Annotated in this window: 13 protein-coding genes; 2 read left to right on the forward strand and 11 right to left on the reverse strand. The window is 58.3% G+C overall.

What is annotated here, in order from left to right; all coding sequences use genetic code 11:
* Positions 1-136 precede the first annotated feature (136 nt).
* The 6 genes from rpoN to AQ1_RS02940 all read right to left on the reverse strand — a co-directional run bounded on the left by rpoN (position 137) and on the right by AQ1_RS02940 (position 5,692).
* Entirely contained in the window at positions 137-1,714 is a 1,578-nt protein-coding gene (gene rpoN, locus AQ1_RS02915) for an RNA polymerase factor sigma-54 (RefSeq protein ID WP_042084011.1), read from the reverse strand.
* A 3-nt stretch (positions 1,715-1,717) separates the two neighbouring features.
* Positions 1,718-2,491, reverse strand: a complete 774-nt coding sequence (gene lptB, locus AQ1_RS02920; RefSeq protein ID WP_042084181.1) for an LPS export ABC transporter ATP-binding protein — start codon at positions 2,489-2,491, stop codon at positions 1,718-1,720.
* Between the two features lie 178 nt (positions 2,492-2,669).
* Positions 2,670-3,347, reverse strand: a complete 678-nt coding sequence (locus AQ1_RS02925) for an LptA/OstA family protein (RefSeq protein WP_052370849.1) — start codon at positions 3,345-3,347, stop codon at positions 2,670-2,672.
* Positions 3,344-4,183 carry an LPS export ABC transporter periplasmic protein LptC gene (lptC, locus tag AQ1_RS02930; RefSeq protein WP_150007267.1) on the reverse strand — a complete coding sequence of 280 codons (840 nt, stop codon included), beginning with the start codon at positions 4,181-4,183 and terminating at the stop codon, positions 3,344-3,346. Before lptC ends, AQ1_RS02925 begins: the two co-directional genes overlap by 4 nt.
* Positions 4,161-4,775, reverse strand: coding sequence for a ribonuclease D (locus tag AQ1_RS02935; protein ID WP_042084017.1), 615 nt, complete (start codon positions 4,773-4,775; stop codon positions 4,161-4,163). The genes lptC and AQ1_RS02935 overlap by 23 nt, the downstream gene beginning before the upstream one ends.
* A 260-nt stretch (positions 4,776-5,035) precedes the next feature.
* On the reverse strand, positions 5,036-5,692 hold the full coding sequence (locus AQ1_RS02940) for a glutathione S-transferase family protein (RefSeq protein WP_042084019.1): 657 nt from the start codon (positions 5,690-5,692) through the stop codon (positions 5,036-5,038).
* A 367-nt stretch (positions 5,693-6,059) separates the two neighbouring features.
* Here AQ1_RS02940 and AQ1_RS02945 point away from each other — a divergent pair, with 367 nt between their 5' ends.
* Both AQ1_RS02945 and AQ1_RS02950 read left to right on the forward strand, forming a co-directional pair.
* Entirely contained in the window at positions 6,060-9,017 is a 2,958-nt protein-coding gene (locus tag AQ1_RS02945; RefSeq protein WP_052370852.1) for a TonB-dependent receptor domain-containing protein, read from the forward strand.
* Position 9,018: 1 nt separating this feature from the next.
* Positions 9,019-10,632 (forward strand): ABC transporter substrate-binding protein, encoded by a 1,614-nt coding sequence (locus AQ1_RS02950; protein ID WP_052370854.1) that lies wholly within the window; start codon positions 9,019-9,021, stop codon positions 10,630-10,632.
* A 15-nt stretch (positions 10,633-10,647) separates the two neighbouring features.
* Here AQ1_RS02950 and AQ1_RS02955 read toward each other — a convergent pair whose 3' ends face one another.
* The 5 genes from AQ1_RS02955 to AQ1_RS02975 all read right to left on the reverse strand — a co-directional run bounded on the left by AQ1_RS02955 (position 10,648) and on the right by AQ1_RS02975 (position 15,410).
* Entirely contained in the window at positions 10,648-11,652 is a 1,005-nt protein-coding gene (locus AQ1_RS02955) for an ABC transporter ATP-binding protein (protein WP_042084021.1), read from the reverse strand.
* The gene (locus AQ1_RS02960) at positions 11,652-12,671 is read right to left on the reverse strand and encodes an ABC transporter ATP-binding protein (RefSeq protein ID WP_042084024.1); all 1,020 of its coding nucleotides are present in this window, start codon (positions 12,669-12,671) and stop codon (positions 11,652-11,654) included. The genes AQ1_RS02955 and AQ1_RS02960 overlap by 1 nt, the downstream gene beginning before the upstream one ends.
* Positions 12,668-13,513, reverse strand: a complete 846-nt coding sequence (locus AQ1_RS02965; protein WP_390624403.1) for an ABC transporter permease — start codon at positions 13,511-13,513, stop codon at positions 12,668-12,670. The genes AQ1_RS02960 and AQ1_RS02965 overlap by 4 nt, the downstream gene beginning before the upstream one ends.
* The gene (locus AQ1_RS02970) at positions 13,507-14,448 is read right to left on the reverse strand and encodes an ABC transporter permease (protein ID WP_042084028.1); all 942 of its coding nucleotides are present in this window, start codon (positions 14,446-14,448) and stop codon (positions 13,507-13,509) included. Before AQ1_RS02970 ends, AQ1_RS02965 begins: the two co-directional genes overlap by 7 nt.
* A gap of 152 nt (positions 14,449-14,600) precedes the next feature.
* On the reverse strand, positions 14,601-15,410 hold the full coding sequence (locus AQ1_RS02975) for an MIP/aquaporin family protein (RefSeq protein WP_042084031.1): 810 nt from the start codon (positions 15,408-15,410) through the stop codon (positions 14,601-14,603).
* Positions 15,411-15,713: the final 303 nt, after the last annotated feature.

The following is a 15,713-nucleotide window of genomic DNA, read 5'->3' on the forward strand; positions in this document are numbered from 1 at the left end:
AAACATCTGTCGCTGGTGGTTGAGACATAGAATGCGACGACCCGATCATATTAGCACAAACCCCCATGGGGGCTGCAATCACATCCGCGATCAATTCTGTAAACAATGCGGCGATGGCTTATCAAAAAAGCCGGGATCAGGCGCTCATCCGCTTTTCCCGGCGACGCTGCACACTGGAGGGAATACGCAGGGATTCCCGGTATTTTGCCACCGTTCGCCGGGCGATATCGATGCCTTCGGCCTTTAGGATTTCGACCAGCCGATCATCGGATAAAATCTTTTTGGCATCTTCGGCATCGATCAATTGGCGGATGCGATCACGCACCGATTCCGAGGAATAGGCATCGCCACCTTCCGAAGACTGGATCGCCGAGGTGAAAAAATATTTTAATTCAAACACCCCGCGATTCGTCGCCATATATTTGCCAGAGGTCACCCGGCTCACGGTGCTTTCGTGCATATCAATGATTTCGGCAATATCCCGCAGGGTGAGCGGCTTCAGATGCCGGACACCATGGGTGAAAAAGCCTTCCTGCTGCCGCAAAATCTCGGTGGAAACCTTGAGGATCGTCCGCGCCCGCTGATCCAGCGCCTTCACAAGCCAATGAGCGCTGGATAAACAATCCGAAAGAAACTGCTTATCATCCTTGCTGCCTTTTCGGCTGCTCAACTGGGTGAAATAATGCTGATTGACCAGAACCCGGGGCAAGGTGTCGCTATTAAGCTCCACAGTCCATTGGCCATCATGGGTCCGCCTGATGAACACATCGGGCACCACCGGCTGTGCCTCTTCACTCCCAAAAGCCAGGCCCGGCTTGGGGTCCAGTTCCCTGATCTCGGCGATCATGTCGGCCAGATCTTCATCATCCACAGCGCACAGGCGTTTCAAAGCCGCCAGATCGTGCCGCGCCAGAAGCGGCAGATTTTGGAGCAAAGCGGCCATGGCAGGATCATAGCGATCCCGTTCGATCAATTGCAGGCGCAGGCATTCCGCCAGATCACCGGAAAAAACACCTGTGGGCTCAAGGCTTTTGAGACGATCAAGAATATCCGCCACCGCATCCGGGCTGCTACCCAATCTTTCAGGAAGATCGCTGATATCCCCCACCAGATAGCCCGCATCATCAAGCATATCGATCAATTCGGCAGCGATCAGCCGGTCAGCTGGATCGGATAAAAGCAACTGCATCTGGCCGGTGAGATGGGTTTTGAGATCGATCCCGGCGCTGGTCCGTTGTTCAAAGCCATCATCATGGCCGATAGAGCCGCCCGAACCCGTCTGGCCGCCACCCGAAAGCCCAAGCTGGCCCGAACCGCCAGCCGCATCATGGGGGGCATCATGAAGGGCCGCATCATGGGGGGCATCATCAAAAACATTGAGCGAAAAATCGGCATCAAGGGGCGCATCATTGGCCCCCACCACGCCATCTCCGGCCAAGCCCGCATCGGCACCATAAACCCCATCATCACGATCATAGCCCGACAAATCGGCCCGGGTGTCTCCGTCCGCAGCGTCCGCCCCCTCATTGCCCGCGCCCGCGCCACTTATTTCGGGGGTGGCCAGTTCCAGCAGGGGATTGCGTTCCATTTCCTGCTCGATAAAGCCGGATAATTCCAGATTGGCCATCTGCAAAAGCTTGATCGCCTGCTGAAGCTGAGGCGTCAGCACCAGTTGCTGGCTTTGTCGCAGATCGAGACGCGGGGTCAGGGCCATGAGCTACAGACTGAAAGCCTCCCCCAGATAAATACGCCGCACATCAGGGCTGGCCAATATTTCCTCGGCATTGCCTTCCATCAGCACCCGGCCATCATGAATAATATAAGCGCGATCAATGATATCAAGAGTTTCACGCACATTATGATCGGTGATCAAAACCCCGATCCCGCGATCCTTCAGATGCGCGGTGAGCGAGCGAATATCGGCAATGGCAATAGGATCGATCCCGGCGAAAGGCTCATCAAGCAAAACGAATGATGGCTCAGACGCCAAAGCGCGGGCAATTTCACAGCGCCGCCGCTCCCCCCCGGAAAGAGCGAGCGAAGGGGAATGCCGCAAATGAGCGATGGAAAATTCATCGAGCAATTCTTCAAGCTTTTGATCGCGTCGTTTGCGCGAAGGCTCGTTCACTTCCAGCACCGCAAGGATATTTTCTTCGACCGTCATCCCCCGAAAAATCGAGGCTTCCTGTGGCAGGTAGCCGATCCCAAGGCGGGCGCGGCGATACATCGGCAGCTTTGAAATATCGCGACCATCCAGCATGATCGAACCATGATCCCCGGCCACAAGGCCCACGAGCGTATAAAAACAGGTGGTTTTCCCGGCACCATTGGGCCCAAGCAGGCCCACCACCTCGCCACGCTGCACATGCAGGGATAAATCCCGCAAAATCAGCCGACCGCCAAAGCTTTTGCCAATCCCACGCGCCACCAGCCCACTTTCCGGCAGGGCGGAACCCGCGTCTTTGGCGTGTTCAGGTGAAAGTTTATCCATCTCTTGCAAGGTCATAAGATCACGATCATGTCTGGGATATGCTTAATAAATGATGAGCCGCACCCCGGAAAAAAGGCTTAACTGTAAAAACTGGCGCATTTCCTGCATAGGCATGTCTTGCATAGACGGGCCCAAAATGCGCGCTCGATCAGCTATCGCCAGATTTCAGCACCAGATTTCACCGACTGGCCCCATCTTTTTGCGGCTCTGGCCCGGGCTTGTTTTCCCCCTCATTCCCGCGTTCACTTCCCCTTTCCGGTAAAACAAAACGCCCGCGCACCCGGGCACCGGAATCATCGCCCGGCTGATTTTCGCCATCAAGCTTGGTCACCCCCGATACCAGATCGATCAGAAGCCGCTCGCCCGCCAGCCGGGTTTCCCCCCGCAGCAAAACCACGCCACCGCCCAAAGTGATGGTGCGATTGGGGATATCATAAACCCCCCATTCCGCAGTTGCCACCTCGCTTGGGCTGGTGATTTTAACATTCCCGGTTACATCCAACCGCTCCATTTCAGGGGTATTTTGCCCATCGATGCTTTTGAAAAACACATGCATCCGATCAGATGTCAGATTCAAGGAGCCCTGATCCACCTTCACATTGCCGATCAAAAGGGCGACATCCTCGCGCCCGAGAATTTCCGAGCGATCCGCCGACCATTCGATCGGCTGATCGATATCATGATCCTTCAAAGCCGAAAGGCCCTGCGCCATGGCTGCCGAGCCAGCCCCAGAGGCCAGAGTGAAAAACAGAGTGAAACACAGAACCAGACTCAAAGCCGGGGCCAAACGCAAAGCCGGGGCCCGCATGCCACGCCCGATAGGCGCCCAAAGCGCCAAAGAAGGCCAATGGTTCATCTGTTATCCTTCCTATTTGGTGACGATGGGGCTGGCGATGATGGATCTGCTGAGGATGGCGCATCAGTCGCACTTTGACCAGAGCGCGCCGCAGGCACCGTGCGCATGCGCATATTGCCATCCAATTTCATGATCCGCTTGTCGATATCGAGGGTGAAGCTATCCGCCCGCAAGCTGCCAAGGGGCCCTGTGCCCTCGACCGGGCGATCACTGCTGATGATCTTTTTTTCCAGATCGAGACGCGCCCCAAAACTATCGAGACGATAGCCATCGCTGGTTTCCAGATGCATCAGGCCCGGCACTTCGATGCTTTGGGAGGCGGTATCATAGATCCCGCTTTCTGCCACCACTTCAGCAGTGCGGCCTTCTTCCAAAGTCATCTGGGCCCGCAATTCCTGTAATGCGACCCGGGGTGCATCGGGGCTGGATTGTACAGCTTCCCGGGCGCTGATGAAAAACAGGCGGTTTTGTTCATCGGTCCCGCGATAGGTGGCCCCCACCACCCGCACTTCCTGATCCCCGCGCGGCATGGTTTCGCGATTGAACACGAAGGAGGATTTTTCATCCACAAACAGCGGCCATAAAAAGCTTAATCCCGCGCTCAGCACGGCCACAAAGATCAGCAGCGGCTTCATCAGCCGCACATAGCGATCATAGGCGGTGATCGGGCGATAGGGGCGCACCCCATCCGGCTTTAAGCGCCGACCGCCCCGCCCCCGCGACCGTCGGCCATCAGCCGCCTGATCATCAGATTTTGGGCCAGCTTGATCATGGCCGGATTGATCATGGCCAGACTGATCATGGCCAGACTGATCATGAATGGGCAAAGAGATCATAATCCTCTCCGGCCAAAAGATCGATCCGGGCGCGGGTAGGCAGAAAAGTGAATGCGGCGCGGGCAATCTCCATCCGCCCTTCGCGTTCCAACAGGGGATCGAGCGCCGCGCGCAAGGCATGAAGATGCAAAACATCCGAAGCCGCATAGGCCTGCTGCGCCTCGTTCAATTCTGCCGCCCCCCAATCCGAGCTTTGCTGAATTTTTGAAATCTCGACCCCCAAAAGCTCGCGGCACAGGTCTTTCAGCCCATGGCGATCCGTATAGGTGCGGATCAATCTTGATGCGATTTTCGTGCAATAAACCGGGCCCGCCATCACCCCTAAGGCATGATATAAAACCGCCAGATCAAAGCGGCCAAAATGAAACAGCTTGGTGACCGCCTGATCCGCCAAAAGGGCGCTCAACCGCGGTGCATCATAGCCCCGACCATCGAATTTCACCAGATGCGCGGTTCCATCACCGGCCGAAAGCTGCACCAAACACAAACGATCCCGATGCGGCTTCAGCCCCATGGTTTCGGTATCGATGGCAACGGACGATCCGAAATCAATATCGTCTGGCACATCGCCATGATGCAGATAAATGGTCATGTCACCTCTCGACAGCTTGGTAAAAACAGCACCTTATAGCGAATAAGGGGCTATGGCGCGGGACGCAAGACGCAAAACAGCCTTGAGCACGCTTCATGTGAGCCGCAAGGCGAGCGGAAGCAGCAGACAATAAAGCCCTGAGCACGCTTCATGTGAGCCGCAAGGCGAGCGGAAGCAGCAGACGATAAAGCCCTGAGCACGCTTCATGTGAGCCGCAAGGCGAGCGGAAGCAGCAAAAAAAGCCGCGCCCCCATCCCGGATCAGTCAAGGCGCGCCCCTTTGGGCAGGCGCATGGCCCGTTGCACTGCCGGACGAGCGCCGATCCGCTGATGCCAGGCAAAAAGATGGGGAAAATCAGCGAGCCGCAAACCCGTCCATGCGCTTTCATCGATCCATGGATAAGCCGCGATATCCGCCAGCGAATAATCCGCTGCCAGATAGGGCCGATCCGCCAGATGAGCATCAAGCATCCGATAGACCCGAGCCACAAGGCCCTGATGATGCCGGAGCGCAGCCAAAGGCTTTTCATCGGCCAGTTCTGTCCAGTGATGGGCTTGACCCGACATCGGCCCCACCGATGTGAGGGCGACCATCAGCCATTGCATGACCGCATCGCGCGCCATCGCATCATCTGGCAAAAAGCGCCCGAACCGTTCAGCAAAGCGGATCAGGATCGCCCCGGATTCCCATAAAACATGGCGCTGGCCAGCTTCATGTCCGGCTTTTTGTTCCGGCTCTATCCAGGTGACGATCGGCAGCTTGCCATAAGGGTTGAGCGCCAGAATTTCAGGAGCAAACTGCGCGCCCGTCCGAATATTCACCGCATGGATATGATAGGAAAGACCCAGTTCCTCAAACAGGATCGTCACCCGGCGGGAATTGGGTGTGGCCCATAAATATGCTTCGATCTGATCCATTGTGCCTTGCCTTGAGTATCTTTATTGCGTCTGTTTCACTAATAATATTGTATTTATAGCAAAGGCAGGCTGAAATGCAGGCCCAAAGCACCCATATAACGCATGGATCTGTGATTTCCCTATGACATTAAACCACCGCCCGATTTTAAATGATCCCATGATTTTTAATTTTCCCATGAATTGTTGTTTTTTTCATATGATCTGATATTGAGTTAACTCAGTTAGATGTCTATAACAATTAACCAAATGACCGGCTCAGGATAATGAGCCTGCCGGAACGGATCTGCGGGGAGCAGAAAAGTTAATCAGGTGAGAACAGCGCATTGGCTGGAAAAAGCAGCCATCCAGCACAAGGGGACATGATGACATGCTGAAAACATCCGCATCAGCGCTTGCAATTGCAATTGTAAGCGCCACAGGCTCTGGCACGGTTTATGCCCAGACCCAAGCCAATGAAACAACCGGCGAAGAAACCGTGATCGAGGAAATCGTCGTCACCGGCTCGCGATTGGCACGATCCGCGCGCTCCGCATCGGTCCCCATTGCCGCCGTGACCGAGCAGAATTACAAGCTCGCCGGCGCGCTCAATGCCGAAGATCTGCTCAATACCATGCCGCAATTCGTGCCCGCGACCACGGCCGCATCGAATTCGCTGGCCAGCGCCACCGGCACCGGGGCGGCAACTCTTGATCTGCGGGGCCTTGGGGCCACCCGCAATCTGGTTCTGGTCAATGGTCGGCGGTTCGTCTTTTTCGATGGCAGTCAGGTCACCAATATCAACGCCATCCCCACGGCCCTCATCGAACGCACCGAAGTGGTGACGGGCGGTTCTTCTGCGGTTTATGGCTCGGATGCCATCGCCGGGGTCGTCAATTTCATCCTGCGGGATGATTTCGAGGGGATCGAAGCCCGCGCTCAGGGCAATCTCAACAGCCGGGGCGATGGCTTCACCAATGACATCACCCTTACGGCCGGGGGCAATTTTGCCGATGGCCGGGGCAATGCGGTGATTTCGGTCAATTATTTCAAACGTGACCCCATCCTGACCGATGAACGCAGCTTTTCCGATGGGGTTCTGGGCGATGTCACCATCCCCGGACAGGCCCAGCGGGAATTGGGCGTGGGCGGCAGTTCCTTCGTTCCCAATGGCCGGTTTTCGGGGCTTCCGTTCACGGATGCGGCGCTGGCGGCAAGGCCGGGATTGGCCGAGGCTCTGGCCGCTGCCAATCTATCGGGCCTGGGGGCCGATGGCTTCATTCCCGGCAATCAGGGCCAATCCGTGCGCCCCTTCGCAAGACCCGATGATCTGTTTGATTATTCCGCCGACAATTTCCTGCAAGTGCCGCAGGAACGCTGGTCGATCAACAGCATGGCCCATTATGATCTCAACGATCATGCCACCGGCTATCTGGAAGGCCATTTCAGCAATAATCGCACCACTGTGGGCTTTGCTTCCAGCTTCATCAATGCGTCCATGCCCTTCGAGGTGGATAATCCCTTCCTGAGCCCTGAACTGCGAAATGTTTTGTCGATCGTTGATTCCTTTGAAGCCGGGGCAGCGGCCAATGATGGTCTGGTGGCTTTGAACCCCAATCGGCGGCTTTCAGAAGTGGGGCCGCGCCGCAATGAGGATAATCGTGATGCGTGGCGGGTTGTGGTGGGATTGAGGGGTGATCTTCCCGATCTCGGCGACAGCGTTCTGAAAAATATCGATTATGACCTCTATTATTCCTTCGCACGAACGGAAAACACCCAGACCCAAATCGGGAATGTCTCGCTGTCTGCCTTCCGCGAAGGCGTGCTGTCGGGCTCGGGCGGACCGGATGGGGCGCCCATCGTCAATCCTTTTGGCCCCAATATCAACCAGGCGGGGATCGATTTCATTGCCGTTGATTCGGTGAATATCGATGTCACCGAATTGCAGGTCGCCTCGGCCAACCTCACAGCCGATCTTTTTGAACTGCCCGCCGGGGTGGTCCGCACCTCATTCGGCGCGGAATGGCGGTCGAGCTCGGTCAATTTCAATCCCGATCGATTGCTGGAAATCGGCGATGTCGCGGGCTTCAACCCCATCACCGCCACCGCCGGCTCCATCGAGGTCTGGGAGCTGTTTGCCGAAGCCCGTATCCCCATTCTGCGCGATGCCCCCCTTATTGAATCCCTCGATTTGAACAGCGCCGTTCGCTATTCCGATTATGATCTGGATAATGTCGGCGCGGTCTGGACCTATCTGGGCGGGGTGGATTGGCGGGTGAATGGCCAGATCGCTTTTGGCGGCCAGTTCCAGCGCGCCATCCGCGCCCCCAATGTGGGGGAAGCCTTTGGCGGTCAGCGGCAATTCCCGGTCAATGCCACTGATCCCTGCGCCACCGCCGCCGCTGCCACTGATGCCGCTTTGCGCGATCTGTGCATTGCGAGCGGGGTTCCCGCCAATCTGGTGGGCAATGCAGCGGTGCGGCCCAATCCTGAAATCCCGGGCCTGTTTGGGGGCAATCCCGATCTGGAGGAAGAACGGTCCGATACCATCACCTTCGGGGCGATCCTCACCCCCGATTTCGCCCCCGGCCTGCGCATCAGCCTCGATTATTTCGATATCGAGGTGAAAGATGCCATTTCGCCCTTTGCCGGTGGGGTGAACAATATCCTTGATCTGTGCTTCAATCAGATCCGCGATATCAACAGCCCGGCCTGTCAGGCCATCGCCCGCAATCCCGAGAATGGCATCATCCAAAGCCCGTTTCTGGTGAATGCCGCCAATGCCAATATCGGCCGTCTTGAAACATCGGGGGTGGATCTTCAGGTCACCTACAGCCTTGCCGCAAACTGGGGCCTGTTTGGCCATGACAGCAGCTTTGATGTCTCGCTGAATGGCACCTGGACCGACAGTTTCAAACAAACCCCGATTGCCGATCTGCCAGACAATGTCGATGATTGCCTGGGCCTTTTCGGCCCCACCTGCGGCGAGCCCAAGGCTGAATTCCGCACCACCTCGCGGGTGACATGGACCAGCGGCAAGATCGGTCTTTCGGCCCGTCATCGCTGGATCGATGGCACCGGTCTCGATGTCGTCAATCTGCCCCTGCGTCGGGGTGAAGCGGCCCCGGCGGTCCTCCCTGCCGTCACCCGCTTTGGCTCGGAACATTATCTCGATCTGTCATTCACCTATGATCTGAGCGAGCGGATCAATCTTTGGGGTGGGGCGAATAATGTGCTGGATAATGGTCCGCCGCTTTTGGGGGCCAATCAGCGCCGGGCCAATACCTTCCCCGACACCTTCGATGCTTTTGGCACCCAGTTCTTTCTGGGCGCATCGGTTGCCTTCTAAGATGGATTTCCATCCCAACCGGCGCACCATCCTGTCAGGCTTCGGCCTGACAGGGGTCTGGGCCGGCAGCCTGATGCTGGGGGGCTGCACCCCCATTGATGACAGCGATGTCCTGCGGGTCGTGCCCTATGCCGATCTGCAATCCATTGATCCGGTGGTCACCACCATCGGGATCGTGCAAAGACACAGTATTCTCACCCATGATTTTCTTTTTGGCCGGGATCGGGATCAAAACCCGCAGCCGCAAATGGTCGATACATGGTCGGTCAGCGATGATGGGCTTTTATGGCGCTTTCATCTGCGCGATGGCCTTGCCTTTCATGATGGCAGCCCCGTTACGGCGGGCGATGTGGTGGCGTCCCTCAAGCGTTGGGGGGCGCGCGATGCCTATGGGCGGCAGATCTTTGCCATCACCCGAACGTTCGAGGCCATCGATGCGCGCACGGTTTTATGGCAGCTGGATCGGCCTTATGGGTTGATGCTGCATGCCTTGTCGAAAACCGGCGGGCCGGTCCCGGCGATCATGCCTGCCCGATTGGCGCAAACCCCGGCCACAACACCCTTGCATGAGGTGATGGGATCAGGCCCTTACCGGTTCGTCGCCGAAGAATGGATCCCCGGCAGCAAGGTCGTTTATCGCCGCAATGATGCCTATATCCCGCGCGCCGAATCCCCCAATGGCATGGCCGGGGGCAAAATCGCGCGGGTGGGTACCATCGAATGGCTCAATATCCGTGATCCGCAATCGGCGGTGCTGGCCTTGGCCAGTGGCGAGATCGATTTCGTGGAAAATCCGGCCCCTGAATTTCTGCCCATGCTCGCCCGCGAGGGGCTGCGGATCGAGCGCACCGATCCCCTGGGCACCCAGGGCATGTTGCGGATGAACCATCTGCATCCGCCCTTTGATGATCCGCGCGCCCGCCAGGCGCTGTTTTATCTGGTCAATCAGGCGGATTTTCTGCAGGCCATGTTCGGCAATCCCGATATCACCGAAATCTGCCACAGCTTTTTTGGCTGCGGATCGCCTTTATCCACCCAAGCGGGAGTGCCGCCCGGCATCGGCCATGATCGTGAAAAAGCCAAAGCCCTGATGGCTGCGGCGGGCTATGATGGCCGCCCCATCGTGATTTTGCACCCCACGGATATCCAATTCATGAATATCGCCACTTTGGTGCTGGGCGAAGCGCTGAAATCCATCGGCATGACGGTGGATCTGCAGGCCATGGATTTTGGCGCCATGAGCAGCCGCCGCACCAATCGCGCCGCCCCCGAGAATGGGGGCTGGCATATCGGCCTTACCTATTGGCCGGGCAATGATATTGCCGATCCGGTTGGCAATATCCCCTTGCAGGCCAATGGCGATCAGGCCTGGCCCGGCTGGCCCGATGATCCTGTGCTGCAGGCGATGATCGATCGCTTTCCTTATGTGCAAAGCCCAAAGCAGCGCCAAAGCCTGGCCGATCAGATCCAGATCCGCGCCTATCAATCGGTTCCTTATGTGCCCATCGGCCAATGGCATGTGCCGGTGGCCTATAGCCCCCGCCTTTCGGGGGTGCTGAGCGTGCCGGGCACCACGGTTTTTTGGAATATCGAAAAAGGCCCACGGGTTTATTGAACGAGGCCCGTTGCCTCAAGAGGCCGGCAGGGGCCCGGCTGCCGCGAAATGACAGGCGGCCTGATGGTCTTCCCCATGCGTCCGCAAAGGCGGGTCTTCGGCAGCGCAAATGGCCTCGGCCATGGGGCAGCGGGTCCGAAACCGACATCCCGAAGGCGGGGCCACCGGGCTTGGGATATCGCCTTTTAAAACGATCCTGTGCGAAACCGCATCGGGATCAGCCGATGGCACCGCCGAAAGCAGGGCCTTGGTATAGGGATGATGCGGCGCTGCAAACAAGCGGCGCTTGGGGGCGATTTCAACGATCCTCCCCAGATACATCACCGCCACCCGATCGCTGATATGCTCGACCACTGCCAGATCATGGGCGATGAACAGATAGGCCATGCCAAATTCCGCCTGCAGATCCATCAGCAGATTGATCACCTGCGCCTGTACCGAAACATCAAGGGCCGAAACCGGCTCATCCAGAATGATCAGTCTGGGGCGTGTGGCCAGCGCCCGGGCAATGCCGATCCGCTGGCGCTGGCCGCCCGAAAATTCATGGGGATAGCGATCCGCCTGATCGGCCCGCAGGCCCACCCGCTCTAACAGGCCGATCACCTCTGCGCGGAGTGCCGGGCCTTTGGCCAGACCATAATTGCTGATCGGCTCGGCCACCGCCTGGGCAATGGTGCGGCGGGGATTGAGCGAGGCAAAAGGATCCTGGAACACGACCTGCAAATCCCGCCGCATGGCCCGCAACTGGCGGCGTTTGGCCTCGCCCATGGAGTGTCCGGCAAGGCTGATAGCCCCCGCTGTGGGTTCGGTCAGGCGCAGGATGGCGCGGCCCACGGTTGATTTGCCACAGCCGCTTTCCCCCACCAGCCCCACAGTCTCGCCTCGGTTGATGGTCAGATCGATGCCATCCACGGCCCGCACCCATTGCCGCGGCTCCCCCAGCAGGCGTTTTATTAAGCCACCGCCCAGATCATAATGCTTGACCAGCCCATCGATACGCAAAAGGGGATCATCAGACATCAGAGCGGCTCCATTTCATGGGCACGCCAGCACGCCGCCAGATGGCCGGGATCGCGGGCTTCAAGAGGGGGCCTTTCCCGATGGCAGCGATCCACGGCATATGCACAGCGCGGGGCAAAGGCACAGCCGATGATCGGCTGATCCAATCGCGGCACGGTGCCGGGAATTTCGAGCAATCGGCCGGCTTTTTCCGCTTTCAGGCTCGCCCCCAATCTGGGCACCGCCCCCAATAAGCCACGGGTGTAGGGATGCCGGGGACAGCGCAGCAGATCGCGCACCGGGCCTTCTTCCACTTTGCGCCCGGCATAGATCACAATCACCCGTTCCGCCATTTCAGCCACCACCCCCAGATCATGGGTGATCAGCAAAATGGCGGCTTTGGTGCGATCCTTCAGATCCCGCATCAGATCCAGCACCTGCGCCTGAATGGTCACATCCAGCGCGGTTGTCGGCTCATCGGCGATCAGAATGCGGGGCCCACAGGCCAGGGCCATGGCAATCATTACCCGCTGGCGCATGCCCCCAGACAGCGCATGGGGATAGGCATCAAGGCGCTTTTCGGCTTCGGGGATCTGCACCAGCCGCAGCATATCCAGCGCCCGCGCCCGGGCTTCGGGCCGATCGGCCCCCTGATGCAGCCTGATGGCCTCGCCAATCTGCTGGCCGATGCTAAGCACGGGATTAAGGCTGGTCATCGGCTCTTGAAAGATCATCGAAATATCATTCCCGCGCAGTTGCCGCATCTGCCGTTCGGAAAAGCCAAGCAGGGATTGCCCCTGATAAAGAATATCGCCGCCGGTGATTTTTCCCGGCGGATCGGGGATCAGGCGCATAACCGATAGGGCGCTGACGCTCTTGCCCGATCCCGATTCCCCAACGATGGCCAAAGTCTCACCGGCCCCAAGGGTAAATGATAGCCCCTGCACCGCACGCAGCCATCCGCCCTCAGTGCGAAAGGACACATCCAGATCACGCAATTCAAGCAAAGGGGCAGCGGGCAAAGGAACAGCGGGGCTCATAGGCGGCTCACAAATCGGGGATCGAGATGATCGCGCAGGCCATCCCCAACAAGATTGACCGCCAGCACGGTGATCGACAGGGCCAGCCCCGGCAGCAAAACCAGATGGGGCGCGATATGAAAAACCGTTCGGCCTTCCGCGATGATATTGCCCCAGCTTGGGATGGCGGGCGGCGTGCCCGCCCCGATGAAGCTCAAGATCGCCTCGGTCAGCACGGCTGAAGCAAAAATATAGGTACCCTGCACCAAAAGGGGGGCCAGCATATTGGGCAGCACATGACGCCACAGGATCGCCAGAAAAGGCGTGCCAGCGGTGACCGCGGCTTCCAGAAACGGCTGTTCTTTCAATGACAGCACAACACTGCGCGCCAGCCGGGCCACCCGGGGCACTTCGGCCACCGTGATGGCGATGATGACATTGGTGAGGCTGGCACCGGTCAGGGCGATCAGGGCCACCGCCAGAAGAATCGATGGAATCGCCATGATCCCATCCATCACCCGCATCAGGATCTGATCGATCAGCCGCACAAAACCGCTCAGCAAACCAACAGCCAGCCCCAAAATAATGCTGAACAGCGCCACCCCCAATCCCACCGCCAGCGATATCCGCGCCCCATAAACCGTGCGGCTATAAACATCCCGGCCGATCAGATCGCCGCCGAACCAGAATTGCCCATCGGGGGGGCGCAGGCGATCGAAAGGCGCGATTGTCTGGGGATCGATGGTGCCCAGAACAGGGGCGGCCACCGCTGCCAAACCCATCAGCAGCAGCAAAAGCCCCCCGATGATCAGGGTGGGATGACGGCGCCACAAACGCCCAAAGGATTGGCGCGGGCTCAATATCTGATCCTTGGATCAAACAGGCCATAGCTGAGATCAACCAGCAGATTGATCAGAACATAGGCCATGGAAAAAATCAGGATGATCCCCTGGATCACCGGATAATCGCGGCGCAAAATGGCATCCACCACCAAGCGCCCCATGCCCGGAATATTGAACACCGTTTCGGTGACGACAACCCCGCTGATGAGCAGGGCAAAGCTGATACCGATCACCGTGATGATCGGCACCGCAGCATTTTTGAGGGCATGGCGGATCAGGATCGCCGGGGCCGACAACCCCTTGGCCCGCGCCGTGCGAATATAATCCTGACCCAGAATTTCCAGCATCGAGGCCCGGGTGATCCGGGCGATCAGGGCCGCATTGACGATCCCCAAAGACAAAGCCGGCAGCAAAAGATGCGTCGCCCAAGGCCAAAATCCATAAGCGATCGGCACATAGCCCTGCACCGGCAGCACATTCCATTCCACAGACAACAGCATGATCAAAAGATAAGACAAAACGAACACCGGCATCGAAAAGCCCAGCACCGCAAAGCCCATCGCCAAACGATCGATAATGCGCCCGGATTGCCAGGCAGCCACCACCCCCAAAGGCACGGCGATCAAAACAGCGATGAACAGCGATGCCGCCGTCAGGGCCACGGTCGGCTCCAGCCTTTGCACGATCAGATCCAGCACCGGCCGATTGGAAAAAACAGAGGTGCCCAGATCGCCGCGCAATACGCCCGCCACCCAATGACCAAAGCGCACGAGAAAAGGATCATCAAGGCCCAGAGCCAGCCGCAGGCGGGCGATATCGTCCGCCGTTGCCTGTTCACCGGCCAGAACCGCTGCGGGATCCCCCGGGGTGAGATAGAGCAGGGAAAACACGATGATGGCAACGATCACCATCACCGGGATCGTCGCCAATAAGCGGCGGATCGCATAGGCAAGCATCAGGCCCGGCCCCCCAATGCGGCTGCTGCCCGGGGATCAGCGCTCATGGGCAAAAAACTGAAATTCGTGGATAATCCGGTCATCAAAGCAGATGACCATCGAAGCCCCATCAAGTCAATATTGGTTGCATGATGTTTAAAAGCCGCAAGGCCTTATTCCGGCTTGGGCGCGCGTTCTTTGCGCGATTGCAGCGCGAAAAACCCCGCGATCACGATCAGCAGCGCCAAAAAGCCCCCAATGGCCAGAGGATTGGGGGCAACGAACACCGTTCGATAGAAAATGCCCCCCAAAAGCCCCCCGATACAGGGGCCAACCACCGGCACCCAGGCATAGCGCCAGTCCGATGGCCCTTTTCCGGGAATGGGCAGCAGGGCATGGGCGATGCGCGGCCCCAGATCGCGCGCCGGATTGATCGCATAGCCGGTGGTGCCGCCCAAAGACAGGCCAATGGCAAACACCAGCAAACCCACCACCAGCGGCAACATGCCTTCGGTGAATGTGTTGGCACCAATGGCCAGAACACCCAGCACCAGAATGAAGCTGCCCAGCACCTCGCTCAACAGATTGGCGGGCCCATGGGCAATAGCGGGCGCGGTGGCAAAAACGGCGCGCTTGGCCTCGGGGTCGGGCGTTGTCGCCCAATGGGGATAATAATGCAGCCACACCAGCACCGCGCCGATGAAGGCCCCCAAAAGCTGCCCGGCGATATAAAGCGGCACATCGGCCCAGGGAAAGGCATTGGAGATGGCCAGACCCAAAGTGACCGCCGGATTGATATGCGCACCGGAAATGCCGCCCACCATATAAACGGCAACCGCCACCCCCATGCCCCAACCCGCCGTGATAACGATCCACCCCGCCCCTTCGGCCTTGGAATGACGGAGCACAACCCCGCCCACAACCCCGCCGCCGAACAGGATAAGAACCATCGTGCCGATAAGTTCGCCCAGAAATGGTGTCATGCAATGCCCCCGCTTCTCATGGAATCTGTACTGTTTTTTTAGGTTCGTTAGGCCCGCCAAAGCCCTTGCGGCCTCGATGGGCGCGCAGTCTAACCCCTTTTTTCCGCCCTGTCCGCAACAGGATGACGCTTTCAATCTGGATCATCCAAAGCCGCCCTCAAAGCCCGGGGGGTAAGGAAAGAGAGGGAGGGGCGACTTGATGATTGACCCTTGTTGCGCGAAAAATGCACCTTAAAGATGGACACCACAGGGCCAAGGGGCCAAACTCGCTTATGACTTCGCTCACTTCCCGCGACCTCAAAC

It is taken from the genome of Iodidimonas nitroreducens (assembly GCA_000710935.1).
GTDB classification, from domain to species: Bacteria; Pseudomonadota; Alphaproteobacteria; order Sphingomonadales; family Rhodothalassiaceae; genus Iodidimonas; species Iodidimonas nitroreducens.

Coding starts and splice junctions, on each gene's coding strand:
- AQ1_RS02945 (WP_052370852.1), top strand. CDS start 6,060: ATGCTGAAAACATCCGCATCAGCGCTTGCAATTGCAATTGTAAGCGCC.
- rpoN (WP_042084011.1), bottom strand. CDS start 1,714: ATGGCCCTGACCCCGCGTCTCGATCTGCGACAAAGCCAGCAACTGGTG.
- AQ1_RS02955 (WP_042084021.1), bottom strand. CDS start 11,652: ATGTCTGATGATCCCCTTTTGCGTATCGATGGGCTGGTCAAGCATTAT.
- AQ1_RS02960 (WP_042084024.1), bottom strand. CDS start 12,671: ATGAGCCCCGCTGTTCCTTTGCCCGCTGCCCCTTTGCTTGAATTGCGT.
- AQ1_RS02940 (WP_042084019.1), bottom strand. CDS start 5,692: ATGGATCAGATCGAAGCATATTTATGGGCCACACCCAATTCCCGCCGG.
- lptC (WP_150007267.1), bottom strand. CDS start 4,183: ATGATCTCTTTGCCCATTCATGATCAGTCTGGCCATGATCAGTCTGGC.
- AQ1_RS02970 (WP_042084028.1), bottom strand. CDS start 14,448: ATGCTTGCCTATGCGATCCGCCGCTTATTGGCGACGATCCCGGTGATG.
- AQ1_RS02925 (WP_052370849.1), bottom strand. CDS start 3,347: ATGAACCATTGGCCTTCTTTGGCGCTTTGGGCGCCTATCGGGCGTGGC.
- lptB (WP_042084181.1), bottom strand. CDS start 2,491: ATGGATAAACTTTCACCTGAACACGCCAAAGACGCGGGTTCCGCCCTG.
- AQ1_RS02975 (WP_042084031.1), bottom strand. CDS start 15,410: ATGACACCATTTCTGGGCGAACTTATCGGCACGATGGTTCTTATCCTG.
- AQ1_RS02935 (WP_042084017.1), bottom strand. CDS start 4,775: ATGACCATTTATCTGCATCATGGCGATGTGCCAGACGATATTGATTTC.
- AQ1_RS02950 (WP_052370854.1), top strand. CDS start 9,019: ATGGATTTCCATCCCAACCGGCGCACCATCCTGTCAGGCTTCGGCCTG.